This is a genomic window from Duganella sp. Root198D2, from assembly GCF_001428585.1.
Lineage (GTDB): Bacteria > Pseudomonadota > Gammaproteobacteria > Burkholderiales > Burkholderiaceae_D > Rugamonas.
Map to the genome: position 1 here is coordinate 20,085 of NZ_LMIC01000011.1, position 25,749 is coordinate 45,833.

At 60.8% G+C, this 25,749-nt stretch carries 26 protein-coding genes, 1 tRNA gene and 1 pseudogene; 11 read left to right on the forward strand and 17 right to left on the reverse strand.

From position 1 onward, the window contains the following. Window positions 1-59 precede the first annotated feature (59 nt). Window positions 60-830, forward strand: a complete 771-nt coding sequence (locus tag ASE26_RS11765; RefSeq protein ID WP_055929831.1) for an ABC transporter substrate-binding protein — start codon at window positions 60-62, stop codon at window positions 828-830. Here ASE26_RS11765 and rng read toward each other — a convergent pair. The 8 genes from rng to ASE26_RS11805 all read right to left on the reverse strand — a co-directional run bounded on the left by rng (window position 817) and on the right by ASE26_RS11805 (window position 7,795). Then, the gene (rng, locus tag ASE26_RS11770) at window positions 817-2,283 is read right to left on the reverse strand and encodes a ribonuclease G (RefSeq protein ID WP_055929835.1); all 1,467 of its coding nucleotides are present in this window, start codon (window positions 2,281-2,283) and stop codon (window positions 817-819) included. The genes ASE26_RS11765 and rng overlap by 14 nt on opposite strands. Then, the gene (locus ASE26_RS11775) at window positions 2,283-2,903 is read right to left on the reverse strand and encodes a nucleoside triphosphate pyrophosphatase (protein ID WP_055929838.1); all 621 of its coding nucleotides are present in this window, start codon (window positions 2,901-2,903) and stop codon (window positions 2,283-2,285) included. The genes rng and ASE26_RS11775 overlap by 1 nt, the downstream gene beginning before the upstream one ends. 15 nt (window positions 2,904-2,918) lie before the next feature. Continuing rightward, complete coding sequence (rlmH, locus tag ASE26_RS11780; RefSeq protein ID WP_055929840.1) at window positions 2,919-3,389, reverse strand: 23S rRNA (pseudouridine(1915)-N(3))-methyltransferase RlmH; 471 nt, start codon at window positions 3,387-3,389, stop codon at window positions 2,919-2,921. A 5-nt stretch (window positions 3,390-3,394) separates the two neighbouring features. After that, window positions 3,395-4,102, reverse strand: coding sequence for a ribosome silencing factor (rsfS, locus tag ASE26_RS11785; protein WP_055929844.1), 708 nt, complete (start codon window positions 4,100-4,102; stop codon window positions 3,395-3,397). Window positions 4,103-4,105: 3 nt separating this feature from the next. Further along, window positions 4,106-4,753, reverse strand: coding sequence for a nicotinate-nucleotide adenylyltransferase (gene nadD / locus ASE26_RS11790; protein WP_156397973.1), 648 nt, complete (start codon window positions 4,751-4,753; stop codon window positions 4,106-4,108). After that, window positions 4,750-5,661, reverse strand: a complete 912-nt coding sequence (gene hemF, locus ASE26_RS11795) for an oxygen-dependent coproporphyrinogen oxidase (protein WP_055929850.1) — start codon at window positions 5,659-5,661, stop codon at window positions 4,750-4,752. Before hemF ends, nadD begins: the two co-directional genes overlap by 4 nt. Before the next feature lie 131 nt (window positions 5,662-5,792). Then, on the reverse strand, window positions 5,793-7,064 hold the full coding sequence (gene purD / locus ASE26_RS11800; RefSeq protein WP_055929853.1) for a phosphoribosylamine--glycine ligase: 1,272 nt from the start codon (window positions 7,062-7,064) through the stop codon (window positions 5,793-5,795). A gap of 5 nt (window positions 7,065-7,069) precedes the next feature. Further along, window positions 7,070-7,795 carry a YebC/PmpR family DNA-binding transcriptional regulator gene (locus ASE26_RS11805; protein WP_055929854.1) on the reverse strand — a complete coding sequence of 242 codons (726 nt, stop codon included), beginning with the start codon at window positions 7,793-7,795 and terminating at the stop codon, window positions 7,070-7,072. Between the two features lie 198 nt (window positions 7,796-7,993). Between ASE26_RS11805 and ASE26_RS11810 the strand changes: the two genes are divergently transcribed. The 7 genes from ASE26_RS11810 to ASE26_RS11835 all read left to right on the forward strand — a co-directional run bounded on the left by ASE26_RS11810 (window position 7,994) and on the right by ASE26_RS11835 (window position 15,422). Further along, the gene (locus tag ASE26_RS11810) at window positions 7,994-10,504 is read left to right on the forward strand and encodes an alkaline phosphatase (protein ID WP_057246285.1); all 2,511 of its coding nucleotides are present in this window, start codon (window positions 7,994-7,996) and stop codon (window positions 10,502-10,504) included. A gap of 100 nt (window positions 10,505-10,604) precedes the next feature. Further along, window positions 10,605-11,528 (forward strand): DMT family transporter, encoded by a 924-nt coding sequence (locus ASE26_RS11815; RefSeq protein ID WP_055929859.1) that lies wholly within the window; start codon window positions 10,605-10,607, stop codon window positions 11,526-11,528. Then, complete coding sequence (locus ASE26_RS11820; protein WP_055929862.1) at window positions 11,525-11,923, forward strand: methylglyoxal synthase; 399 nt, start codon at window positions 11,525-11,527, stop codon at window positions 11,921-11,923. Before ASE26_RS11815 ends, ASE26_RS11820 begins: the two co-directional genes overlap by 4 nt. A 66-nt stretch (window positions 11,924-11,989) precedes the next feature. Then, the gene (locus ASE26_RS11825) at window positions 11,990-13,564 is read left to right on the forward strand and encodes a S9 family peptidase (protein WP_057246286.1); all 1,575 of its coding nucleotides are present in this window, start codon (window positions 11,990-11,992) and stop codon (window positions 13,562-13,564) included. Between the two features lie 11 nt (window positions 13,565-13,575). Continuing rightward, window positions 13,576-14,550: a quinone oxidoreductase gene (locus ASE26_RS11830; protein WP_057246287.1), complete on the forward strand. Its 975-nt coding sequence runs from the start codon at window positions 13,576-13,578 to the stop codon at window positions 14,548-14,550. Window positions 14,551-14,556: 6 nt separating this feature from the next. After that, window positions 14,557-14,688 (forward strand): hypothetical protein, encoded by a 132-nt coding sequence (locus ASE26_RS31830; protein ID WP_255356996.1) that lies wholly within the window; start codon window positions 14,557-14,559, stop codon window positions 14,686-14,688. An 11-nt stretch (window positions 14,689-14,699) separates the two neighbouring features. Continuing rightward, window positions 14,700-15,422, forward strand: a complete 723-nt coding sequence (locus tag ASE26_RS11835) for an alpha/beta hydrolase (RefSeq protein ID WP_229208144.1) — start codon at window positions 14,700-14,702, stop codon at window positions 15,420-15,422. A 244-nt stretch (window positions 15,423-15,666) separates the two neighbouring features. On the opposite strand, the gene ASE26_RS11845 is transcribed toward ASE26_RS11835, so the two are convergent. After that, window positions 15,667-17,058, reverse strand: a complete 1,392-nt coding sequence (locus ASE26_RS11845; protein WP_057246290.1) for a C13 family peptidase — start codon at window positions 17,056-17,058, stop codon at window positions 15,667-15,669. After that, window positions 17,045-17,683, reverse strand: coding sequence for a DUF4136 domain-containing protein (locus ASE26_RS11850; protein ID WP_057246291.1), 639 nt, complete (start codon window positions 17,681-17,683; stop codon window positions 17,045-17,047). The genes ASE26_RS11845 and ASE26_RS11850 overlap by 14 nt, the downstream gene beginning before the upstream one ends. Window positions 17,684-17,845: 162 nt before the next feature. On the opposite strand from ASE26_RS11850, the gene pepN reads away from it, so the two are divergent. The 3 genes from pepN to ASE26_RS11865 all read left to right on the forward strand — a co-directional run bounded on the left by pepN (window position 17,846) and on the right by ASE26_RS11865 (window position 21,635). After that, window positions 17,846-20,461, forward strand: coding sequence for an aminopeptidase N (gene pepN / locus ASE26_RS11855; RefSeq protein WP_055929881.1), 2,616 nt, complete (start codon window positions 17,846-17,848; stop codon window positions 20,459-20,461). A gap of 23 nt (window positions 20,462-20,484) precedes the next feature. Further along, window positions 20,485-21,492 carry a class 1 fructose-bisphosphatase gene (locus tag ASE26_RS11860; RefSeq protein ID WP_055929884.1) on the forward strand — a complete coding sequence of 336 codons (1,008 nt, stop codon included), beginning with the start codon at window positions 20,485-20,487 and terminating at the stop codon, window positions 21,490-21,492. Between the two features lie 67 nt (window positions 21,493-21,559). Continuing rightward, window positions 21,560-21,635 (forward strand) — tRNA-Thr (locus ASE26_RS11865). 48 nt (window positions 21,636-21,683) lie between these two features. Here the strand turns inward: ASE26_RS11865 and ASE26_RS11870 are convergent. The 7 genes and pseudogenes from ASE26_RS11870 to ASE26_RS11905 all read right to left on the reverse strand — a co-directional run bounded on the left by ASE26_RS11870 (window position 21,684) and on the right by ASE26_RS11905 (window position 25,742). Then, on the reverse strand, window positions 21,684-21,947 hold the full coding sequence (locus ASE26_RS11870) for a hypothetical protein (protein WP_055929887.1): 264 nt from the start codon (window positions 21,945-21,947) through the stop codon (window positions 21,684-21,686). Window positions 21,948-22,103: 156 nt separating this feature from the next. Beyond that, complete coding sequence (locus tag ASE26_RS11875) at window positions 22,104-22,688, reverse strand: hypothetical protein (protein WP_055929890.1); 585 nt, start codon at window positions 22,686-22,688, stop codon at window positions 22,104-22,106. A 196-nt stretch (window positions 22,689-22,884) separates the two neighbouring features. Further along, window positions 22,885-23,112 (reverse strand): hypothetical protein, encoded by a 228-nt coding sequence (locus ASE26_RS11880; protein ID WP_055929893.1) that lies wholly within the window; start codon window positions 23,110-23,112, stop codon window positions 22,885-22,887. Between the two features lie 173 nt (window positions 23,113-23,285). After that, window positions 23,286-23,897 (reverse strand): Imm26 family immunity protein, encoded by a 612-nt coding sequence (locus ASE26_RS11885; RefSeq protein ID WP_200953791.1) that lies wholly within the window; start codon window positions 23,895-23,897, stop codon window positions 23,286-23,288. Window positions 23,898-24,107: 210 nt separating this feature from the next. Next, a pseudogene (locus tag ASE26_RS31500) lies at window positions 24,108-24,344 on the reverse strand (IS3 family transposase); the annotation flags it as partial. A gap of 369 nt (window positions 24,345-24,713) precedes the next feature. Further along, the gene (locus ASE26_RS11900) at window positions 24,714-25,136 is read right to left on the reverse strand and encodes an NTF2 fold immunity protein (RefSeq protein WP_055929902.1); all 423 of its coding nucleotides are present in this window, start codon (window positions 25,134-25,136) and stop codon (window positions 24,714-24,716) included. A 189-nt stretch (window positions 25,137-25,325) separates the two neighbouring features. After that, window positions 25,326-25,742: an NTF2 fold immunity protein gene (locus ASE26_RS11905; RefSeq protein ID WP_055929905.1), complete on the reverse strand. Its 417-nt coding sequence runs from the start codon at window positions 25,740-25,742 to the stop codon at window positions 25,326-25,328. Between the last annotated feature and the right edge of the window lie 7 nt (window positions 25,743-25,749).

The window sequence follows — 25,749 nt, forward strand, 5'->3', positions numbered from 1 at the left end:
CATTTATATTTGCAAGGTAACTTTCGGCATTTCTTGCACTTTCGGGCTAGCATAGGAGCATGCCAAACCTGCTTCGCAATGGCTTGCTGTTGCTGCTGGCCTGGCCCGCCTGGGGCGTAGCTGCAACCTATACGGCCTATAACACCTACCTGAATCCGCCCTTCGTACAAGCGGATGGAAGGGGACTGGCCGCTGAGTTGGTGTCGGCCTTGAACCGCCACATGGGCGAAGACCAGTTCGTGCTGGAAAATGTGCCGCGCGCCCGCTTCCTCGCAATGGCGGGACGGTCCAACAAAAGGATCGATGGAATTGCGCTGTTCCTGTCGCCAGGCTTCCTCGACGAGGCGCTGGCCAAGCGTTACGACTGGAGCGCACCCCTGTTCTTGGACCACAATGTAGTGCTGTTCAAGGCCGGGAATGTCCCTGCCAGCGATCTGCCGGCATCGTTGCGGGGAATGCGCTTTGGCGCTGTGCGCGGCCACGTTTACCGTTTCCTGGATAGCATGGAGCGGCGCGGCGAGCTGCATATCGAAGAGGTCGGCGATGAGGCCAACAACCTGCGTAAGCTGCTGGCCGGCCGCATTGATTTTACCGTGGTGAATCGCCTGCATTTTCGCGCGCTGGCAGAGGCGTCGCCGGAATTGCAGCAGCTGGTCGCAGCGCCGGAACCGGGCGGCGACTTCCTGCGCCATATCCTGTTGTCGCCTAGCTTGCCGCCCAGGACCGCGCGGCGCATCGCGGCGGCAGTGCAGGAGCTGCAGCGCGACCCGGCATGGCAGGCCATCCTGGCGCGCCATGGCGCCGTGCCGATCAGGACTACATCAGAATGACGTCGTACTGTTCCTGGTGGTAGCTGGTTTCAACCTGCAGTGAAATCTTCTTGCCGATAAAGTCGCCCAGCATCGCCAGGTGCTGCGACTCTTCCTCGAGGAACAGGTCGACCACTTCCTGCGAAGCGAGGATACGGAATTCGCGCGGGTTGAACTGCTTGGCCTCGCGCAGCAGCTCGCGCAGGATCTCGTAGCAAATCGTGCGCGAGGTCTTGACCTGGCCTTTGCCTTCGCAGGCGGGGCAGGGTTCGCACAGGATGTGGGCCAGCGATTCGCGCGTGCGCTTGCGGGTCATCTCCACCAGGCCCAGCGCGGAGAAGCCGGATACCGACACCTTGGTGCGGTCGCGCGCCAGTGCCTTCTTTAGTTCCGCGAGCACGGCGTTGCGGTGCTCGTTGTTCTCCATGTCGATGAAGTCGAGGATGATGATGCCGCCCAGGTTGCGCAGGCGCAGCTGGCGCGCGATGGCATGCGCCGCCTCCAGGTTGGTCTTGAAGATGGTGTCGGCAAAATTGCGGCCGCCGACGAAACCGCCGGTATTGACGTCGATGGTCGTCATGGCCTCGGTCTGGTCGACGATCAGGTAGCCGCCGGACTTGAGGTCGACGCGGCGGCCCAGCGCGCGGTGGATTTCTTCTTCCACGCCGTACAGGTCGAACAGCGGGCGCTCGCCGGTGTAGTGCTGCAAGCGCGACAGGACCGACGGCGTGTAGACGCGGCTGAATTCCGTCAGCGCCAGGAAGTTCTCGCGCGAATCGACCTGGATGGTTGCCGTCTCGTCGTGCACGAAGTCGCGCAGCACGCGCTGCGCCAGGTTCAAGTCCTGGTGCAGCAGGGAAGTCGGCGGGCGGGTGCGCGCGCCGTGGCAGATCGCGCCCCAGGTCTTGCGCAGGTATTCGATGTCGGCCTGCAGGTCGCTGTCCGAGGCGTCTTCGGCCTGGGTGCGCACGATGTAGCCGCCTTTTTCGTCGTCCGGCAGCAGGCCTTGCATGCGCGCGCGCAGGGCTTCGCGGTCGGCTTCCTTCTCGATCTTTTGCGAGATGCCGATATGGCCGTCCTGCGGCAGGTAGACCAGCATGCGGCCGGCAATCGAGATCTGGGTCGACAGGCGCGCGCCCTTGGTGCCGATCGGGTCCTTGATCACCTGCACGGTCAGCACCTGGCCGTCGAACAGCAGTTTTTCGATCGGGGTCGGGGTCGCGTTCTGGGCGCCGTCATGCGGACGCGCCTCCCAGATATCGGCCACGTGCAGGAAGGCTGCGCGCTCCAGGCCGATGTCGATGAAGGCCGACTGCATGCCGGGCAGCACCCGCACCACTTTGCCGGAATAGACATTGCCCGCCAGGCCGCGCGTCAGCGTGCGCTCGATATGCAGTTCCTGCACGGCGCCCTGCATGATGAGGGCAACGCGGGTTTCCTGCGGGGTGATATTAATGAGGATATCTTCGTTCATCAGGGGAGTTTCAATCCTGCCTGGCGCAACAGTTGCGCCGTTTCATACAGCGGCAGGCCCATGATGCCGGAGTGGCTGCCTTCGATGTGTTCAACGAACAGGGCGGCCAGGCCCTGGATGCCATAGCCGCCGGCCTTGTCGTAAGGCTCGGTGGTGGCGCAGTAAGTCTTGATTTCGGCCTCCGTCAGCTTGCCGAAGCGGACCTCGGAGACCTGGGTGATATGGCCGGAAAAGTCCTGCGAATGCACGGCCACCGAAGTCAGTACCTGGTGGGTGCGGCCCGACAGCTTGTGCAGCATGTCGCTAGCCTCGCGCACATTGGCCGGCTTGCCGAGGATGTCGCCGTCGATGGTGACGGTGGTGTCGGCCGCCAGGATGGGACGCAGGATCAGGCGGCGGCGCTGGATCATGTCCCAGGCAAAATCGGCTTTTTCCTGGGCCACCCGGCCGACATACACCAGCGGCTCCTCGCCGGAATGGACGTTTTCGCTGACGTCCGGCCCGCGCGGGCCGTCGTTGCGCAGCAATAGCAACTCAAAGTCCACGCCAATCTGGCGCAGTAATTCGCGCCGGCGTGGACTCTTGGAAGCCAGGTAGATCTTCTTTTCGACCAGTTTCATCAGATGCCTTAAGGGTTAGACACGATGATAAGGGTGGTTTTGTGTAATTGTCCACGCCCTGTACAACTGTTCGGCCAACATGACGCGCACCATGCCATGCGGCAGGGTCAGGCTGGACAGGCGAAGCAAGCCTTCCGCCTTGGCTTTCAGCCCCGGATCGAGGCCATCGGCGCCGCCGATCAGGAAGGCGGTATCGCGGCCATCCTGCTGCCAGGCCTCCAGCTGCTGGGACAGACCCACGCTGGTCAGGTCCTTGCCGCGCTCATCGAGGGCGATGATGCGCACCGATTTCGGCAATGCCGCCTCGATGCGCTCCCGTTCCAGGGCCATGGCGGTGGCGGCGGTCTTGCTGCCGGAACGCTCGACGGGCTTGATTTCCTTCAGCACGATGCGCAATTCCGGCGGCATGCGCTTCACGTATTCGGTGAAGCCATTCTCGATCCAGGCCGGCATTTTGTGGCCGACCGCAGCGATAATCAGCTGCACGGGGCTTACTCAGCCGCTGCAGCCTTCTTCAGGCGCTTGATGACGGTCTTGACCGGCGTTGCGGCGGCGGCGGCGGCTTTCTTCTCCTTGGCGGCCTTGACGTTTGCCTCGGCGGTCTTGGTGGAAGCGACCTTCACTTTCTTGCCTTCCGGTGCGACCACCTTCGGCGCAGCCTTTTTGGCGGCAGCTTTCTTCGCTACGGCGCCGGCAGCGGCGGTTGCCTTGGCGGTGCCCGGCTTCTTGGCAGCCGTCTTCTTCTCGATCACGGGTTCGGCGGCTTTGGCAGGCTTGGTGGCGGCCAGGTGGCCGGATTTCTTCGGCGTGGCTTCCTTGGCGGCCGCTTCCTTGCCTTCAGTGGTCGACTTGCGCTTGGCGGCGCCCAGTTTCACCGGCTTTTCGCCCCAGATTTCTTCCAGGCGGTAGTAAGCGCGGATCGGCGCCTGCATGATGTGGACGATCATGTCGCCCAGGTCCACCAGCACCCATTCGCCGGTGTCTTCACCCTCGATGCCGATCACGTCGCCGCCGGCTTCCTTGACCTTGTCGCGCACCGAGGCAGCCAGTGCCTTGGTCTGGCGGTTGGAGGTACCGGAAGCGATGGCGATGCGGTCAAAGAGGCTGGTCAAGCCGGTGGTGTCGAATACGACGATTTCCTGGCCCTTCACGTCTTCCAGGGCGTCCACGACGAGGGTTTGCAGTTTTTTGATATCCATTATTTAGTTCTTATACAAATTATGTTGTTCAATATAGTCTAGCACTACCGGTGGCAGAAGCGAGTTCGCCCCATCCCCCCGTTGTAATGCAGCACGAATGGCAGTGGCCGAGATGTCGACGGCCAAATCGGCCGCCAGCATGGTCCTGCCCGCCGGGGTGTTCCTGACCTGCTCCGGCGTGGCCAGGCGGCGCTGGAATTCAGCTGCCACCTCGGCCGGCACGTGGGCGTCGTCCAGCTCGAAGCCGGGCCTGGCCGCCACGCAGAAGTGGGCCAGGTCGAACAGGTTGCGCCATTCGTGCCAGGTATTCAGTCGCTGCAGCTGGTCGGCGCCCATCAGGAAGGCCAGCGCTACGTCGGGCCCCACGTCGGCGCGGATTGCCCGCAGCGTTTCGATCGTATAAGTGGCGCTGCCGCGCGCCAGTTCCTGCCAGTCGATCGTGACCGGGCAGGGCAGGCCGGTAAAGGCCAAAGTCAGCATATCCACCCGCTGCTGCGGCGTCGCCACCAGCACGCCCTTTTGCCAGGGCAGGGCCGGAATCACCAGCAATGCATCGGCATTGAGCAGCTGGACAAACTGTTTGCCAAGCGCGACGTGGCCGTTGTGCACCGGATCGAAACTGCCTCCCAGCAGTGCGATGCAGCGTTTCACTCGGCCAGCCAGTCGCGGTGCGGCAGGAAGTCCGAGTACAGCGCCGCTTCCGCGCTGCCGTCTTCCGGATGCCAGTCATAACGCCATTTGACCACCGGCGGCATCGACATCAGGATCGCTTCCGTGCGGCCGCCGGACTGCAGGCCGAACAGGGTGCCGCGGTCGAACACCAGGTTGAACTCGACGTAGCGTCCACGGCGGTAGGCCTGGAAGTCGCGCTCGCGCTCACCGTAGGGTGCGTTCTTGCGGGCTTTCACGATCGGCAGGTAGGCGGCCAGGAATGCGTCGCCTACGCTGCGTGTCATGTCAAAACTCTTTTCGAAGCCGAGCGCGTTGAAGTCATCGAAGAAGATGCCGCCCACGCCGCGCGCTTCCTTGCGGTGCTTCAGGTAGAAGTACTCGTCGCACCATTGCTTGAACTTTGGATGCAGCTCGTCGCCGAAGGGCTGCAGCGCGTCGCGGCAAGTTGCGTGGAAGTGCTTTGCGTCTTCCTTGTTGCCGTAATACGGCGTCAGGTCCATGCCGCCGCCGAACCACCATACCGGCTTGCCGTCGGCAGTGGCGGTGCTGAAGAAGCGCACATTCATGTGCACGGTCGGTGCGTAGGGGTTGCGCGGGTGCAGCACGAGCGATACACCCATGGCTTCCCACGGCTGGCCGCCCAGATCGGGACGGTGCGCCGAGGCCGATGGCGGCAGCTTGGCGCCCGTTACGTGGCTGAAGTTGCAGCCGCCGCGCTCGAACACATTGCCGTCCTCGATCAGGCGCGAAATGCCGCCGCCGCCTTCCGGGCGCTCCCACGCATCGCGCAGGAATGGCTTGCCGTCCACATCCTCCAGGGCGGAGATGATGCGCTCTTGCAGGCCAAGCAGCCAGGCTTTGACGTCTTGTGGGGCGGGGGCGGTCATTTCTTCTTTTGCTCTCTTCTTCTAAACCGGTAAAGCTGGGTCTGACCCAAGGGTCAGACCCGCCTGTTCCGGAGTCCGCGGCGTTGGCACGCGCGGGTCCGACCCTTGGGTCGGACCCTGGTTTACCGGTTTTAGTGCTTCAAACCCCGCCAGCCGATATCGCGGCGGAACTGCACGCCTTCGAAACCGATCTTTTCGACCGCTTCGTAAGCCTGCTTCTGTGCCATCTTGATGTTGTCGCCCAGGCCGACGACGCACAGTACGCGGCCGCCGGCGGTGACCAGCTTGCCGTCCGCATCGTCGATGGTGCCGGCGTGGAAGGTCACGGAATCGGTCGTTTCAGCCGGAATGCCGTGGATATGGTCGCCCTTGCGCGGTGCGTCCGGGTAGCCGGCGGCTGCCAGCACCACGCCAACGGCGGTGCGGCGGTCCCATTCCAGTTCCACCTGGTCCAGGCTGCCGTTCACGGCGTGTTCCATCACGCCCAGCAGGTCGGTCTTCAGGCGCGACATGATCGGCTGGGTCTCCGGGTCGCCCATGCGGCAGTTGAATTCCAGCGTCTTCGGGTTGCCGGCAGCGTCGATCATCAGGCCGGCGTACAGGAAGCCGGTGAACTGGATGCCGTCTTTGGACATGCCCTGGATGGTAGGCATGATGATCTCGCGCATGACGCGCGCATGCATGGCCGGGGTCACGATCGGGGCCGGGGAGTAGGCGCCCATGCCGCCGGTGTTCGGGCCCTGGTCGTTATCCTGCAGCCGCTTGTGGTCTTGCGAGGTGGCCAGCGGCAGCACGTTCTTGCCGTCGCACATGACGATGAAGGAGGCTTCTTCGCCGGCCAGGAATTCTTCGATCACGATGCGCGCACCGGCGTCGCCGAAGGCGTTATCGGACAGCATGTGGTCGACTGCGCCGTGCGCTTCTTCCAGGGTCATGGCAACCACCACGCCCTTGCCGGCGGCCAGGCCGTCGGCCTTGATCACGATCGGCGCGCCCTTGGCGTCCACGTAGGCGTGGGCCGCCTTGGCATCGGCGAAGGTTTCATATTCAGCGGTCGGGATGCCGTGGCGCTTCATGAAGGCTTTGGCGAAGTCCTTGGAGGACTCGAGCTGCGCAGCTTCCCTGGTCGGGCCGAATACTTTCAGGCCGCGCGCGCGGAACAGGTTGACGATACCGGCAGCCAGCGGCACTTCCGGGCCGACCACGGTCAGGCCGATGTGCTCTTTCTCGACGAAGGCAGCGAGTTCCTCCAGGTCGGTGATCGGCACGTTTTCCAGGCGCACATCGCGCGCGGTGCCGCCGTTGCCAGGCGCAACATAGACCATCTGTACGCGTTCCGACTGCGCCAGTTTCCAAGCCAAAGCATGTTCACGGCCGCCCGAGCCGACTACCAGGATCTTCATAAGGATTATTCTTCGATGACAGCGTTGGTATAGATTTCCTGGACGTCGTCCAGGTTTTCCAGTGCGTCCAGCAGCTTTTGCATCTTGGCCGCGTCTTCACCGGTGAATACGGTTTCGGTGGCTGGCTTCATGATCACTTCCGCCACTTCGGCCTTGAAGCCTGCCGCTTCCAGCGCGTCTTTCACGCCAGCGAAATCGTGCGGGCCGCACAGTACTTCGATGCCGCCTTCTTCGTCGGTCACCACGTCTTCGGCGCCGGCTTCCAGCGCTGCGTCCATCAGCCTGGTTTCGTCGGTGCCCGGTGCGAACAGGAACTGGCCGGTGTGCTGGAACATGAAGGCCACGGAGCCTTCGGTGCCCATATTGCCGCCGTATTTGTTGAATGCATGGCGCACTTCAGCCACGGTACGCACACGGTTGTCGGTCATGCAGTCCACGATGATGGCCGCGCCGCCGATGCCGTAGCCTTCGTAGCGAACTTCTTCATAGTTGGCGCCGTCGCCGCCACCGGTGCCGCGGGTGATCGCGCGGTTCACATTGTCCTTCGGCATATTGGCATCAGCGGCCTTGTCGACTGCCAGGCGCAGGCGCGGATTGGAGTTCAGGTCGCCGCCGCCCATGCGTGCAGCCACCGTGATCTCCTTGATCAGGCGCGTCCAGATTTTGCCGCGTTTCGCGTCCGTTGCAGCCTTTTTGTGCTTAATATTGGCCCATTTGCTGTGTCCAGCCATGTTCAATCTTCCTTAGACGGTATCCAATCGAGGGCGACATTCTAGCATACCGGTACCTCTCTGAAATTGTCGCGCCGGCGCGACCAAAAGTGCTTCCGCAAGGGGTGCCGGCATGTTTAGTAGCTTTCCTCAGGGCTAATTCATCTGCTTGTAAAGTTAATATCGTAAAACAATAAACTTTTATCATGAAGGAGACATATGGATCGTCGGCAATTTATCAAATTGGGCGGCTTTATTACGGTATCGGCTGCTACTGGCGGCCTGGCAGGCTGCGGCGGCGGCAGCGATTCACCCGCGCCGGCACCTGGCTTGCCGCCCGCGACCGGCGCCAACTGGAAATTCCCGCAAAGCGTAGCCTCCGGTGACCCGCGCGCCGACAGCATCATGCTGTGGACCCGCGTGGTGCCGACTTCCCTGGACGACGTGGCGACGGTCGCCGCCAAGAGCGGCGTTACGGTGCGCGTGCAGGTCACCGCGGCCGACAATACCGCTTCCCTGGGCGGCAACAAGGCGCTTGAAGGCGCCACGGTGGTCGATGCGCAGATCGAGCTGAACGCCGATTTCGATAACACGATCCGCCACAAGGTCACCGGCCTGCTGCCGAACACCGCCTACTTCTATCAGTTCACCGCCGGCGACGTGCGTTCCAATGTGGCCCGCTTCAAGACCGCAGCGGCAGCCGATGCCAGCGTCGACCAGCTGAAATTTGCTTACCTGACCTGCCAGGACTGGAGCATCAACCACTGGGGCGCGTTGGACCATATTGCCAAAAATGAAAAACTGGACTTCATCGTCCACCTCGGCGATTACATTTACGAGACCGTGGGCGAGGGTTTCCAGGCCGGCTCCGTCGAAAAACGCCATGCCGAGTTGAAGCTGCCGGACGGCACGTTCAAGAACGGCGCTTCGGGCGCGAAATACGCGACCACGCTGGCCGACTACCGCTACCTGTACAAGACCTACCGCACCGATACCCGCCTGCAGGCGGTGCACGAGCGCTTCGCCTTCATCGCGATCTGGGACGACCATGAGTTCAGCGACGATTGCTGGGGCGATACCCAGACCTATGCCGAGGGCGAGAAACATGACACGCCGCGCCGCCGCAGCGCCAACCAGGCCTGGTTCGAATTCATGCCGGCCGACGTTACCCTCGACAGCGCGGCCACCGGCTTCCAGAACATCAAGATCTACCGCGACTTCAAGTTCGGTAAGCTGATGCAGCTGGTGATGACCGATGAACGCCTCTACCGCGCCGACCACGTGGTGCCGGAACAGATGGCCAACCCGGCCACCGGCCTGCCGCTGGGCAGCATTGGCGCGCGCTATCTGGTGGCGCAGGACCTGTACAACGGCGTCGAAGCGCAGAAGATGGCGGCCGCCACCGCGGCCGGCGCCGATCCGCTGTCCGTGGCCGGCATGCTGGGCGCCACCCAGCGCGACTGGTGGAAGTCGACCATGAAGGCTTCGAGCGCGACCTGGAAACTGTGGGGCAATGAAGTATCGCTGCTGCGCATGGGCATGAACGGCACCGACGCCATTGCGACCCTGATTGCACTGCAGGCCGTGGGCACTTTGGCCAAAACTATCGGCGACACCGCCATCGGTTCGACCGGCGGCAATGTGCCGGTGGCCGCTGCCATTGTGGCTGCAATGACTGCCGGCGCTTCGGCTTCGGTGGCGAGTGGCGCCGCCATGGCCATAGCCGGCGTGGCAGCCGGCGGCGGCGATACCAGCGCACGCCTGACCGCGGCCGTCGGCGCTGGCCTGACCTCGACCCAGGCCGGCGTCGCCGTGCTGGCGTTCGGCCAGGCGGAGAACGTGGCCAAGGCCGCGGGCGACGCCACGGCGCAGGCTACAGCCGCGGCCCAGGGCATCGCCATTGGCTACATCAAGCCCGATATCCAGGCCAACAAAGCGGCATCGCCAATCGTGGTCGCTTCCGGCAAGGCGGCCGCATTGGCTCCTTACTTCCGCAAGTTCCTGATCAACTGCGACCAGTGGGACGGCTACAATGCCGAGCGCAAGGCCCTGATGTCGCACCTGAAAACCAATGCCATCGGCAATGTGGTGGCGCTGACCGGCGACATCCATTCCTTCTTCGCCGGCACGGTGAGCGACGATTACGACGCAGCGGGCGGCGGCACGCCGGTAATGGTGGACCTGGTATCGGCCGGCGCCAGCTCCGACTCTTTCTTCACCTACCTGCGTGATGCGGCGAAGAGCCTGGGCGCCGAATTGGCCACGCTGGTGTCCTGGCCGCTGCAACTGCCAGTGCCGAATGTGGGCATCGTGGACCTCGACCTGAACCTGCTGGACTACACCCTGGGCAAGGCCGCGCCGACCGCCGATACGCTGGCCGCCTCGCTGACCGTGCAGCTGCGCGGGGCCCTGGGTGCGAAAGGCGTGCCGGAAGCGGCGCTGGATGCGACCGTGGATGCCGTGCTGGCAGGCCTCAAGGCCGACGCCACCTTCAGCAGCCAACTGGTGCCGCTGGCGCAGCAACTGGCAGGCCTGAACAGCAACCCGCACCTGCGTCACGTGAATACCGACGCGCAAGGGTTCACCGTGGTGACGCTGACCCCGGGCTCGTTGACGGCACAGTTCAAGCAGGTCAACAAACTGGTAGGCGGCAATGCCCCGGCCAATGTGATCGCCAAGATCACCACCGCTGCGGTTACCGCAGGCCAGGCGTCCGTCAACGTGTACTAAGGTCGGCAAAACCGGCAAACCGGTGCCTGACCCACAGGGTCAGGCAGCTGGCACGCGGCGGCCGCCAGCAAACCTGGCGGCTTGCCGCTACAATGGTGGCATGGAAATAGCCACTCAGGAATCGCAAGGCAAGCGTGCCGCCTATCTTGGCGGATTGGCAATCGCAATTGGCGGCGCCATCCTGTTTTCCACCAAGGCCATCGTGGCCAAGCTGCTATACCGGTATCACCTCGACGCCGTCACGGTGATCGCCTTCCGCATGCTGTTTTCCCTGCCCGTCTTCGCCGCCATCGCGCTGTGGAAGATGCGCACCGAACCGCCTTTGAGCCGCGCCGATGCCTGGCGCCTGGTTGGACTGGGACTGGTCGGCTACTACCTGTCTTCCTACCTCGATTTTCTCGGGCTGCAATTCATCACTGTCGGCCTGGAGCGCCTGATCCTGTTCCTGACGCCGACTTTTGTACTGCTGGCCTCCGCGCTGTGGCTGAAGAAGCATATCGGGCGCAGCCAGTGGATTTCGCTGCTCACCGCCTATGCCGGCATCGTACTGGTGTTCTTCCACGACCTGCGTGATGGCGGCAGCAATGTGGCCCTCGGCTCGCTGCTGGTGCTGGGCTCGGCCATGGCCTACGCCTTGTACCTGCTGGCTTCAGGCGAAATGGTCAAGCGCCTTGGCTCGCTGCGCCTGGTGTCGTATGCCATGTGCGTCTCGAGTGCCGCCTGTATCGGCCAGTTCTTCCTGCTGCGGCCCGCCGGCCTGCTGGTGCAGCCGATGGAAGTGTACGGCCTGTCGCTGGTGAACGGCATCCTGTGCACGGTGATGCCTGTATTCATGACCATGATCGCTGTGCAGCGCATAGGCGCTGGCCCCGCTTCGCTGGCGGGTATGATTGGTCCTGTTTCCACGCTGTTCTTTGGCGCCGTCATCCTGTCCGAACCCGTCACCAGCTGGCAGCTGGCGGGGACGGCCCTGGTGCTGGCCGGTATCTACCTGCTGTCGAATGTGAAAGGTAAAGAGAAATGACGCCCCGCATTGCCCTGATTGCCCACGACAAGAAAAAAGACGACATGATCGCGCTGGCGCGCGAGTACGCTGCCTTCCTGCGTACCTGCAAACTGTGCGCGACCGGCACTACGGGCGGCCGCCTGATTGCTGAAGTAGGCCTGACGGTGGAGCGCAAGCATTCCGGCCCCCTGGGCGGCGACCTGCAGATCGGCGCCTTGCTGGTCGACGGGCATATTGACGCCATCATCTTCCTGCGCGACCCGATGACCCCGCAGCCGCACGAGCCGGATATCAATGCACTGGTCCGTGCCTGCGACGTGCATAACGTTGCTTGCGCTACCAACCTGGCGACTGCCCACCTGGTGCTGTCCCAATTGCAGGCTGATGCCGCAAAATCGCAGCCTGTCGCATGAGTCTTGGCCGGCGCCCTGGCGCGCTGGCAATGTAGCGCCCTCATTACAAAATCGGGGAGACTGCATATGAAAATCATCCTGGGCGGCATTGCCGCCTTTGCCATTGCTTCCGCCGCGCATGCCGCGCCACCGGTGCTGGCTGGGCATTGGGTCGGCACCTACGGTGTCGGCAACGACGTCAACTTCCTGCGGCCGCATTTCGGCGTCGATGGCAAGGCCACAGTCGATATGCCCGCCTTTGAAAAGAAAGGCCTGCCGCTCGACGCGGTTGCGCAGCAGGGCAGCCAGGTGCGCTTCGCCTTGCCGGGCCCTGACGGCGTGCTGCAATTCGACGGCAAGCTGCAAGGCGGCCTGCTGTCCGGCAAAGTAAGCCTGAACGGGAAGGAAGGCAGGTTCGCCTTCCGCCGCACCCTGGCCGACGATCCCGCACGCCACCAGCCGCTGCTGGGCGCCTATGAATTCCCCGGCAAGCGCGTGGTCGTGCTGTCGGAGTGGGGCGACTTCCCGCAACTGTTTTACAGCGATATGAGCACTGGGCGCTATGCCTCCATGTTCGCCGACAGCGAGAAGGTATATTACGCAGGCGCGGGCAACCTGAATCCCGAAGTGCGCGAAGCCACGATGCGCTTCGAGGGCAACAAGATGATCTGGCGCCAGGCCGGCAAGAAGGAAACCGGCCGCCGCCTGCAGTTCCGTTCCGAAGAAGTCACATTCAGGAACGGCGACGTCACCCTCTCCGGGACCCTGGTCCTGCCGGAAGGGAAGGGGCCATTCCCGGCCATTGTACTGACGCAGATGTCCAGTCCCGCGCCGCGCGGCGCCTATGCGCTGCAAGCCTATTATTTCGCAGCCCACGGCATGGCCGCGCTGATGTACGACAAGCGCGGCGTCGGCAAATCCAGCGGTGAGTTCAACAAGGCCACCATGGAGCAACTGGCCGACGATGCAATCGCCGGCATCGAACTGCTTGGCAAGCGTGGCGACATCAAGGCCAACGCCATCGGCACATGGGGACATAGCCAGGGCGGCTGGTTGGCGCCGCTGGCAGCGATTCGTTCACAGAAAGTCGCCTTCGTGATCGCACAAGCCGCGTCGGCCGTGCCGCCGGCCGAACAGGAGGTCTATCGCATCGAGAATTCGCTGCGTGCGCAAGGATTCAGTGAAGACGAGGTAAAGGCGGGCGCCGCCTACCAGGAAAAACTGATGCGCTGGGTGACCAGCCGCGGCGCCAACCGCGCCGAGTTGCTGGCAGCAGCACGCGCCGGCGAGAGTGCGCGCTGGGCCAGCCAGGTCGAAATCGTGCCCGACACGCTGAAAGAGAAACCGAGCGAAACCAGCACCGCCTTCTACAGCTACGACCCGCTGCCGGACCTGAAGAAGCTGAATGCGCCAGTGGTGTATATCCTCGGCGAGAAAGACGCCTTCGTGCCGGTGCATAAGAGCGCGAAACTGTTCCAGCAAACGCTGGACGCGAGCGGCCACAAGGATCACCAGGTGTGGATGCTGCCGCGCGCCGCGCACGGCTTGTGGGAAACCGATCTCGATGGCGGCAGTGCCTACATCAACTCCACGCACTGGGCGCGTGAACACTATCCACGCATGACACAATGGCTGCGCGAGCGCGGCTTCATCACACACTAAAGGAGTAGGTAATGGTTAAGGCGATACGCATGTCCCGCACCGGCGGGCCGGAAGTGATGGAATACGTCGACGTCGAGGTAGGCGCACCTGGTCCGGGCGAAGCGACGGTGCGGCACGAGGCGATCGGCCTTAACTTTATCGACGTGTACTTCCGTACCGGCCTGTATCCGCAGCCGCTGCCGGGCGGCCTGGGCCAGGAAGGCGCCGGCATCGTGGAAGCAGTGGGCGAGGGCGTGAGCCATGTGCGCGTGGGCGACCGCGTGGCGTATGCTGGCCGTCCCAACGGCGCCTATGCGCAGGCGCGCAACATGCCCGCCAGCCTGCTGGTCAAGCTGCCGGATGCCATCGGCAGCGACACGGCGGCCGCCATGATGCTGCAGGGGATGACGGTGCAGTACCTGTTCCACAGCGCGGCGCCGCTCAAGGCGGGCGACACCATCCTGTTCCATGCCGCGGCCGGCGGCGTGGGGCTGATCGCTTGCCAATGGGCGCGTGCCCTCGGCGTGAACCTGATCGGTACCGCCGGTTCGGACGAGAAGGTGGCGCTGGCGCTGCAGCATGGCGCGGCCCACGCGATCAACTACAACGCGGAGAACTTTACTGAGCGGGTCCGCGAGATCACAGGCGGCAAGGGCGTCTCCACTGTGTTCGATTCGATCGGCAAGGACACCTTCATTGGTTCGCTTGACTGCCTGCAGCCGCGCGGCATGATGGTCAGCTTCGGCAATGCTTCCGGGCCGGTGGCCAACTTCTCGCTGGGTGAACTGGCTTCGCGCGGCTCGCTGTTCCTGACCCGTCCCGCGCTGGGCAACTACACCGCCACGCGCGCCGACCTTGAGGCTTGTGCGCAATCGCTGTTCGACGTGGTGGCGCGCGGCGACGTGAAGATCGAAATCAAGCAGCGGTATAATTTGGCCGATGTTGCGCAAGCGCATCGCGACCTGGAGGCGCGCCGCACCACGGGTTCCACCATCCTACTGCCCTGAGTGAATATGACCGACCAGAACCGCCCAACCGAAGACGATGACGGCACCCCGAAATTTGGACGCTTGCTGATCGTCCTGCTGAGTGCTGTGGCCCTGATCGGTCTCATCACCTTCGCCAGCGAAGCGTATTACCGCTGACCATGCGCCTTGTGCTGTCGCTCCTTCTGCTGGTGCTGGCGGTGTATGTCGCCGTATGCGCGCTGGTGTTTTTCCGCCAGCGCAGCATGATCTATTATCCCCAGGCGTTTGAAGGCGGCACGATCCTGACGCTGGGAGGAGGTGCGCGCGTTGGCGTCACGCTGCGCGAGCAGCCGGGGCCTGGCGCCGTGATCTACTTCGGCGGCAATGCGGAAGCGGTGGGATACAGCCTGCCGGAATTGCAGGCTGCCTTTCCCGGCCAGACGCTGTACCTGATGCACTACCGAGGCTACGGCGCCACGCCGGGCGAACCAACGGAAGCGGGCCTGTTTGCCGATGCGCAGGCGCTGTACGAGCATGTGCGTGCACTGCACCCGCAGGTAACGGTGGTCGGGCGCAGCCTTGGCAGCGGTATCGCCACCAGGCTCGCGAGTGTCAAGACTGTGGACCGGCTGGTGCTGCTCGCACCTTACGACAGCATGGCCGGAGCAGCGTCGCACCATTTCCCTTGGCTGCCGGTGCGTCTGCTGCTGCGCGACCGCTACGAGTCGGTAAGCTACGCCGCCAAGGTCAACGCCCCCACCACCATTTTCGCTGCCGAACGCGACGAAGTCATTCCCCGCGCCAGCAGCGAAGCCCTGTACCGCAGCTTCCGCCCTGGCCTCGCCACTTTCCACGTTGTGTCCGGTGTTGGGCACAATGATATCTCGCTCCGATCCTTGCAGCTTCATTGAACTTTCAAGCGCGTGCTTGGTCCAACTCCTGTCACAATTTCAGGCAAGGGCAACTCAAAGTAGACGTCGCGCAACTCAGGGAGGATGTTGGCAGCATGAAGGAGGACGTCACAGGGATCAAGAAATGGATCGAATCTGCAGACCGGATTTACGCGACAAAAGAAGACCTCCACAAGCAAACCTGGAGAATATACGGGGCAATGGCCAGCCTAACAGCGGCGGTCTTTTTCATTGCCCGTTACGTTCACTGAAACGTAGCAAGCTTGGCGCGGATGGCAGTACCGACCGAGATTTGCGGATTCGAGTAGCCGTCGTCCTTGCCCGCTTCGACTTCGCGCTTGCGGATCACTTCGCGCGCGGCGGCGTGGGCTTGTTCAAAGGAGCGCGTGCGGGTGCGCAGCTGTTCGTCGAACATGGCGCGGCCGAAGAAAGTCAGCTCCGATTTGTAGCCGCAACCGTAGGAAGTGTGATCGGCATCGGCCGCGGTCAGAACCATGGTTGCGTCGTCCTTCAGTGACGGAATCCAGCTGCCGGAGAAGCAGGCCGACACTGCGATCACGCGATGCCTGATGCCCGCTTCGTCGAGCCACTTGCGTAGCGTGGATGGAGTCAGCTCGGTGAGCTCGAACGGCCAGAAGTCCGCCGCCAGCTGGCCTTCGCGCGCGCCGTGCGAAGTCAGATAGATGAACAGCACGTCTTCATCCTTGTCCATGGTACGCGCCACGCTGCGGATTGCCTTCTGCAGGTTCACCGTCGTGGCCCAAGGCAGTTTTTCCGCAGTCTGGAAATGATTCACCAGCTGCAGCGTGCGGCCGGCAGTACCGAAACGCTGGGACATCACGTCCGCCACCATCTGGCTTTCGCGGCGGAAGACTTCATCGCCGTAGGGCGCGAAGGTCAGCGCATACATATCGACCTTGCCCGGACGCTGCGGCGCCAGCGCCGCCAGTTGGCGCGACAGCAGCACCGGCTGTGACTCCATCAATTCCGCAGTCAGTTTCAGGTAGCGCGAAGACTCTTCGTTGTTGGCTTCCTGCTTTTTGGGATACCAGAAGTCCGGCTGCTGCGTGGTCACGCCCAGGGCCACCACGCCCGCCATCATGCCCGCCGCGAGCGTCAGCGGCCAACGTCGTCCACGCCCGCCGCGCGCCAGCAGCACCAGTTGCGACAGGATCATCAGGGTGACCGGAATCCCCCAGATGATCCAGGCACCCCATTGGCCAAGGTAGCGCACCGACCACGCTTCCGACCCGCTGTACAGCATGGCGGTAAAGCACAGGTCTACAAACAGTTCCAGCCAGACAGTCTGCGCCAGCAGCAAGGTAGTAAGCAGTGCCAGGTCGGGCGCCGCACCGGGACGTCCGCTCGGTCCCGTGCCGCGCGCCATCAAGGCATAGAAGGGCAGCAGGGCAAAGGGCAGCCAGCCGTAAGCGATAGCCTTCCAGTAGAAGATCGCGGGACCGTGGATATACACGCGCTGGAACAGGACCGACAGTCCCAATACCAGCAGCACGAGTGCCGCAACGACACCAGGGCCGGTGGAAAGGCCTTCCCAGCGCGGGAAACGGAAAAAGGCGGTGGAAACGCCTGCGCGCAACCACTGCCCGATTGATTTGATGGAGTTATTGAAGCTCAAGATCTACGCGCTTGGCCTTTCCGCTTTCGCCAGGGAAGCCGGTGAAGGCGCTTTGCACCAGGGCCGGCATGACCAACGGGGTCGATTGCTTGCGGCTGGTATTCTGGACAGTCACGTCATATAGCTTTTTACCCTGCAGGTTATTGATGGTGACACGCAGGTTGCGGTCGTAGTTATGCTGGATGGTTTCGCGGAATTCCATCGGCCCCCACATCCACGGGTCGTAGTATGGGCGGTAGAAGCCGTAGTAGCGGTACCGGTATGGGTAGTAGCCCCAGCGCGGGTAATAGCCCCACGGGCCTGGCCCATACATCCACGGGTCGCTCGCGGTCAGGACTTTGACCGGGCGGTCGATGGTGCTGAACTGCATGGCGACGCGCAGCTTGGCGTCCTTGGTCGTAGCGGCCTGGGTGAAGCCCAGCTTGGCCAGTTCACCGCTCACCAGGTTCTGGTAGCTGCGGAATTCCAGCGTATCCTCGCCGGGCGAAGGCGTTTCGAAGGAATATGATTTGTCCTGCAGGTCGCTCGGCCACTCATGGAAGACCGTAACGTTGCTGTGCAGGGTAGTGGCGCAGCCGCTCAGCAACAGACTGGTGGCTGCCACCAAAATGGCTAGCGCTTTCATGGCGAAACTCCTTTTTGTCCTATAAGCCAGTTTAATCCGGCAACATGCGTTTCACCTAATTATTACAGAATGTTACCCCCGCAGGGACTCCGGAAAAGAATCGGGCGTGTCCCTTGCCCGGTATTGGTAAAATAGCCTTCTTTGTCCTCGCTCGCCCAAACCATGCGTACCGACAGCCCGCAAACGATTTATCGTAAAGACTACACGCCGCCCAGCTACCTGGTGGAGACCGTGGAACTGGGCTTCGACCTTGATCCCGTCTGCACCATCGTCGCCAACCGCGTGCAACTGCGCCATAACCCGGACAGCAAGAGCCACGACCTGGTGCTGCACGGCGAAGCCATTGAGCTGGTCGCCCTGCGCATGAACGGGGTGGCGCTGAACCCAGACCAATATATTATTGGCAACAATACTCTGACCATCCGCAACGCACCGATCAATGTGCTGCTGGAAATCGAAACCACCTGCGCCCCGGTCGAAAACACCACGCTTTCCGGCCTGTACACTTCGGGCAGTGGTTTCTATACGCAGTGCGAAGCCGAAGGCTTCCGCCGCATCACCTACTTCCCGGACCGTCCGGATGTGATGGCGCGCTACACCGTGATGCTGCGCGCCGACAAGGAGCAATACCCGGTTCTGCTCTCCAACGGCAATCTGCTGGAAGAGGGCGACCTTGGCGACGGCCGACACTACGCCAAGTGGGAAGACCCGTTCAAGAAGCCGTCCTACCTGTTTGCCCTGGTGGCCGCACGCCTGGTGTGCCAGGAAGAGAAATACAAGCTGAAGTCCGGCCGCGAAGTGCTGCTGCAGGTGTGGGTGGAAGAGGGCAACCTCGATAAGACCGACTACGCGATGGAGTCGCTGAAGAACTCGATCCGCTGGGACGAGGAACGCTGGGGCCTGGAACTGGACCTGGACCGCTTCATGATTGTTGCCGTCAGCGACTTCAATATGGGCGCGATGGAAAACAAGGGCCTGAACATCTTCAACACCAAGTTCGTGCTGGCCAATCCGCGCGTGGCGACCGATATCGACTACGCCGGCATCGAAGCCGTGGTCGGCCACGAATACTTCCACAACTGGACCGGCAACCGCGTGACGTGCCGCGACTGGTTCCAGCTGTCGTTGAAAGAAGGCCTGACCGTATTCCGCGACCAGGAATTCAGCGCCGACATGATCGGTACCGAGAGCGGCCGCGCCGTGACCCGCATCGACCAGGTGCGCACGCTGCGCCAGGCCCAGTTCCCGGAAGACGCAGGCCCGATGGCGCACCCGGTGCGTCCCGATTCCTTCGTCGAGATCAACAACTTCTACACGGTGACCGTGTACGAGAAGGGCGCTGAAGTAGTGCGCATGTACCAGACCTTGCTGGGCCGCGAAGGCTTCCGCAAGGGCATGGACCTGTACTTCGAACGCCATGACGGCCAGGCCGTGCAATGCGATGATTTCCGCGCCGCGATGGCCGACGCCAACAAGCGCGACCTGAAGCAGTTCGAGCGCTGGTACAGCCAGGCTGGCACGCCAATAGTCAGCGCCAGCGGCCACCACGATGGCGCCAGGCAGGTGTATGAACTGACGCTACGCCAGACCTGTCCGGCCACGCCGGGCCAGTCCGAGAAGCAGCCGTTCCATATTCCAGTGGCCGTGGGCCTGCTGGACCGCCATGGCAAGGACCTGATCCCGACCAAGGTGCTGGAACTGACCAAGGCCGAGCAGACCTTCCGCTTCGAAGGCGTGGCCGAAGCGCCGGTACCTTCGATCCTGCGCGATTTTTCCGCGCCGGTGGTACTGGAATACCCGTACACCGATGACGAGCTGCTGCACCTGTTCCGCTACGACAGCGACCCGGTGAACCGCTGGGAAGCCGGCCAGCGCCTGGCCATGGAACGCCTGCTGTCGCTGACCGCCGCCGTGCAAAAGGGCGAAGAGCTGGTACTCGATCACACCTATATCGTCGCGCTGCGCGAGCTGCTGGCCGATACGTCGCTGGATCCAGCTTTCCGCGAAATGGCATTGATCCTGCCGTCGGAGACCATCATCGGCGAGCGGATGGACGTGGTCGATCCGCAAGCGATCCACATCGCACGCCAGTTTGTACGTTCCGTCATCGGCGATGCGCTGGAAAACGAGCTGCTGGAGGCGTATCACGCCAACGGCACGCCGGGGCCATACAGCCCGGATGCCCTCTCGGCCGGCAAGCGTGGCCTGAAGAATCTGGCGCTGGCCTATATGCTGGTAGAGCCTCATCCCAAAGCGGTCAAGCTGGCCAGCGAGCAGTTCTCTGCCGCCACCAATATGACCGATCGCGCCGCCGCCTTGTCCGCCCTGATCCACAGCGGCGCCGACGCAGGCAAGCAGCTCGACGCCTTCTACAAGGACTTCAAAGGCGAAGCGCTGGTGGTGGACAAATGGTTCGCCATGCAGGGTTCCGCCCCGCACACCAACGTGGCCAAGGTACGCGAGCTGATGAAACACCCGGCCTTCACGCTGAAGAACCCGAACCGCGCCCGCAGCCTGTTGTTCAGCTTCTGCAACCAGAATCCATCGCAATTCCACGCCGCCGACGGCAGCGCCTACGAATTCTGGGCCGAGCACGTGATCAAGCTCGACGCCCTAAACCCGCAAGTGGCCGCCCGCCTGGCCCGCAGCATGGACCGCTGGCGCCGCTATGCGCCGGCGCTGCAAATCCATATGCGCCATGCGCTGGAAAAAGTCGCCGCCGCCGCCAAACTGTCGAACGACGTGATGGAAGTGGTCAGCAAAGCACTCGCAAACTAATTAAGCACAAACCTAGGGAAATAATGAAACGCATCAGCCTGACCCAATACCTCGTTGAAGAACAACGCCAGCACCACAGCATCCCAGCCGAACTGCGCCTCCTGATCGAGGTGGTAGGCCGCGCCTGCAAAACCATTTCCCACAGCGTTGGCAAAGGCGCACTGGGCGAGGTGCTGGGCGCACTGGAATCGGAAAACGTGCAGGGTGAAGTCCAGAAGAAACTGGACGTGATCTCCAACGAAATCCTGCTGGAAGCGAACGAATGGGGCGGTCACCTGGCGGCGATGGCGTCGGAAGAAATGGAAGACATCCACCCGATCCCTAACCGCTACCCGAAAGGCGAATACCTGCTGGTGTTCGACCCGCTGGACGGCTCCTCCAACATCGACGTCAACGTATCGATCGGTACTATCTTCTCCGTGTTGAAGGCGCCGGAAGGCATGACCGAGCCGACCGAAAAAGACTTCCTGCAGCCAGGCGCCAAGCAAGTGGCCGCCGGCTACGCCGTGTACGGCCCGCAAACCCTGCTGGTGCTCACCACCGGCAACGGCGTGAACTGCTTCACCCTGGACCGCGAGATGGGCTCGTGGGTGCTGACCCAGCGCAATATGCAGATTCCTGCCAAGACCAAGGAATTTGCGATCAATTCGTCCAACATGCGCCACTGGCACGCGCCGGTGCAGCGCTACATCGGCGAACTGCTGGCCGGCACCACCGGCCCGCGCGGTACCGACTTCAATATGCGCTGGATCGCCTCGATGGTGTCCGACGTGCACCGCATCCTGAACCGCGGCGGCATCTTCATGTACCCGGCCGATAATAAAGACCCATCCAAGCCGGGCCGCCTGCGCCTGATGTACGAAGCGAACCCGATGGCCTTTATCGTTGAACAGGCCGGCGGCATGGCCACCGATGGCCAGAAGCGCATCCTCGACATCCAGCCTGAAAAACTGCACCAGCGCGTGCCAGTCTTCCTCGGTTCCCGCGACGAAGTGGCACTGGTCACCAGCTACCACCAGGAATCCGTGTAATTTTTGCAATGATGGCGCCCTGATACTAGCAAACGCGCAAGTTTGTTTGTTATAATCCGGGCTCTTTGCCGGTGTAGCTCAGTTGGTAGAGCAGCTCATTCGTAATGAGAAGGTCGTAGGTTCGATTCCTATCTCCGGCACCAGGACGTACAGAAACCCTGCCAGGTCATTGATCTGGCAGGGTTTTTTCGTTAACTCGCGACCAGCGCAACCAGGGCGAGAAAGACCGCCACCAGCATGCCGATGATCATATAAGTTTGTGAGTCCATGCGGGCATTGAGCTTTTCCGTTGTCGCGAAAAGCTGAGCATCAAAATGGGCACGTTGCTCAATGAAGCGGCCGTCTATGTGCGATCGCAGCGTTTTCAGGTCGCAGGAGAGATCATTCACCGTTTTCTCCAGTTGCGTAGTGCGTTGCTCATATGCGGCGAGCTCGGGCGGGGGAGTGGCTTCCATGGCAGCTCCTTGAAAAGGATCCTATCATTTTCGCCTCTGGCTAAAGCGCGCGGTTGATGTGGCTCAAACGCGCGCGGTGCCGACTTACTTGGCGTTACGTTCGACGAAAGTGCCCATCAGCTAATGGTCGATGACGTTGCGTCATTAGCCGCGCCATCAACCGAAGAAGAATTCCATGAAACCTGCCTCACCAGCAGGCACAAGCACGCGCCGTGCAATGGCACTGACTGCATTGAGAAAGTCGGGAATGGGGCTAAAGTCTTCGTCGAGCACTTCGTAGTTGAAGGTACTCGCCTCAAGCGTCATAGCCTCGGCCATGACTTGGAAAAAGCTGGCGAGATCGTCGGCAATCTTCACATTGAATGAGCCAATGTGGCCAGTTACAACGCCGCTGGCGGTACTGTCATCGACAACGATAGCATCGCCATGGTGGTAGGCGATGACGATCCAATGCTTGTTCCAGGCGGGATCGTCTATGACAGGGCCATTATTTTTGCGTATCCAGCGCCATCCATGCTGGCAAGTCTCAAGATCATCGAGCGTGAACAGCATCAGCAGGAGTCGCCCGCCCACCTGCGGTTTGTCGCTCATACTCAGCCGTCCATAGTAGTCGTGTAGGACCGGACCAAGCGGAATCGGTTCAACGATCGGCTGGAATTCACGACACTCGAGCGTTCCGAAATTTGCGGACCCGGCTGCAAAAGCGCCAGCAAAGTTTTTCAATGCGACGTCAAGCGGCATTCAATTTCTCCAGAAGCATGGTGCGGCTCGGTCCACGCTGAGCCGCCTCAATTTCATCGAGGATGAACGATTTACTGGGTCAATGCATAAAGGTGTCAAATTCACGGTAATAGTTGACCTGATCAATGAATTTTCTTACGCAGTTCTCTTTCGACTCAAGGCGAGCCGCAATGTCAGCAAGCACATTGACAAGCATTCATTCGTTCAAATTTTTTTCCCTCAATACAAGTGGTAGCTCGTCACCATCATCGTTCTCGAAAACTTCGTCATCATCCAGACTTTGCAAGTAAGCCCAATGCACGTAATAAAAATCTGCCGTTTCGGGATTCGACAGCCAAACCGTCATATCCGTGTGAATCCATGCCTCCTGTTTAAGCTTGCTTAAGCCTGCAATCAAATCTGAAATAGACTTGAAGTGCACCATAACTTTATCCTTCTAGAAATTGCGAGTTCTCCGGTAAGGAGTGGACGGTATTGGCAGCCGCGTCCTAACTGAACAGATCGAGCTGTGCGTCGTGAGTCGGAAGTGCTGCGGCCCAGCGGATCCTATGCATATGAACATGAGCCTCGCCGTGAGTGACGCTTTTTGGCCAGCCCTCATGATTGACCCATTAGGGGCTTACGCGGCCTGCGTGCCTTTTCCACGTCTTCCCAATTTTTAAATCGCGCATCCATCGCTTCAGCTAAGGCAATTACTTCTTCCTTTGCTGCGGGGTCGTCCACGCGCAGTCCTTTTGGTACGCGGTGATAGTCATAGCAATCATTTGGGCCGAAGATTCCGGCCAAGTGTGCATTGACCCTAAAAACGATGTGATGCATCCGCCAGCAGGTCGAGTCCTCAAATTCCTGGAGTTCCTCCTTTGTTGCGCTTCGGCTCTTCCCGCCACTCCAGAGCTTTGTATCAAATGCGATGGCAATACTGCCGTAGTCCGATTGGCTTGTGTCGTAACTGGGATCGCTGAACAAAACCTTCCATTTGGGAATTTCCTCAAATCGTAGCGAACACATGATCGGGCGGAATAAGCGCTGGCTTTTATCAACCTCATCGATCGACTTGGGCAGTTCTGTATAAAATCTTGCAAATACCTCGATCAAATGACCAGCATTCGTAGGGACAAGTTCAATATAGCGCCCGATCACAAAGCCAGATTTGCACTCTTTGTTCGTGGCCGGGACGTAAAACAAATCACCCGGTTTGACCTTGCTCATTAGTGGTTTCATGCCCATTTTTTCGTATGCTTAAGGCTGCCTTGTCATACAGCCGGTTGCGCCATATGCCGTGCGCGTAATCGAAGAAGAACTCCATGAAACCTGCCGCACCATCAGGACCAAGCATACGAAGTGCAGTGTCACTGATCGCATCGGAAAATTGGGAATGGAGTGAATTCGTCGTGGAGCATGTTGTAGTTGATGTTGCTTGTTCCAGGTGAAGCCCTTTACGTTGCGCTGGAACAGGAAGCACAAACCGAAGCCCCAGTTGCGCTGGTTGTTCGTCAGGCGAACCAGCCAATCGGCTATGGCCTCATTTTCAGCATTGAGCTTGGCTTGATAACGGTAGCAAGTCTGGCTGATGCCGAAGGCCACACAGGCACTCTTGACAGTCATGCGGCCGGCTTCGACGTAGTGGCGGGCCATCTCACGTCGGCGAGATGGCTTATCAAGTTCAGCGCACCATTTTCCCCAGTGGGCCATCTCGTGGAAAAACGCAATTGCCACGGCCTTTGCGTTTCCTAGCATAGTTGCATCATTCACCGATATCTCTTTGTCATTTCAAATGTTGAGGCTCTTCGCAAATATCGCGCAGAGCCTGCAGATGCTCGGCTTGCGTTTCCTCGCGAAGTAGGAATTGAACCCGACAGGCACGCCTCTCGTTGGCCACCTTCTTCAAAAATGATGCGACGACGCCTACAATCCTATCGAACTTGGTTATCGCATCTCTCCCGCTCTCAAAAGCTCTTGCGGTCATCGTCGGACCGATATCGTCTTTTGCCGACCCGGAGATCCGTCGACAGACTACGCCAAGGATTATAGATCTAAGGCCTTCCTCCATTTTCCGGTATTCGCGACATCGTCTTCCCTAAATGCCACCTTCCAAGTGCCGTCTTCGCTCTCCATTAGAAAGCGCGCACGTCCGTTCATCATGCCTGTCGGCTTATAGACCCAGACCTTTCCACCTTCTGCCGGTTCGACACTGGAAATGCCGTGAGAGAACTCCGGCGGCATCTCGAAGTCAAGGAACTCGTAGCGCGACTGCTTGTGCTTGAGCGCCTTCGCGGTGAGATAGTTGTTGAATATTGCCTCAAGGCGGGTGAGGCGTAACTCATGAGTTTCCTCGCTTGACCGATTCACATCAAATTCAGCACACCATTTCTCCCATTCAGTCATCTCGTGGAAGAACTCAGTTGCCACGGCCTTTGCATTTCCTAGCATAGTTTCAGTCGTTGCCATTTCGCTGTCATATCAGATATCGAGGTATCTTTTCCATTTTCCGATGTTGGCCGGATCCTGTTCCTTCAACGCCACCTTCCAGGCGCCGGCTTCATTCGCCATTAAGAAGCGTGCTTGCCCGTTCATTGCGCCGGTCCCATGGAGCCAGACAACGTTCAAGCAATTCGTCAGCGGTACCGATACTGTCTATTAAAGATCTAGATACCGTTTCCATTTACCGGTATTTGCAGGATCTTGCTCCTTCAACGCCAGCTTCCAAGCGCCGCCTTCGTTTTCCATGAGAAAACGTGCCCGTCCGTTCATTGCGCCAATCGGTTTATAGATCCAAACTTTCCCCCCATCTGCTGGCTCAACATCGGAAATGCCACGAGAGAATTCAGGAGGCATCTTAAAGTCAAGAAACTCGTAACGCGACTGCTTGTGCTTGAGTGCCTTCGAAGTGAGGTATTTGTTAAATATCGCTTCTAAGCGGGCCAAGCGTATTTCGTGCGTTTCCTCGCTTGGTTGATCAATATCAAATTCAGCGCACCATTTTTCCCACTCGGTCATTTCGTGGAAGAACTCTATTGCCACTGCTTTCGCACTTTCCAAAGTTACGTCAGACATCTTTTTT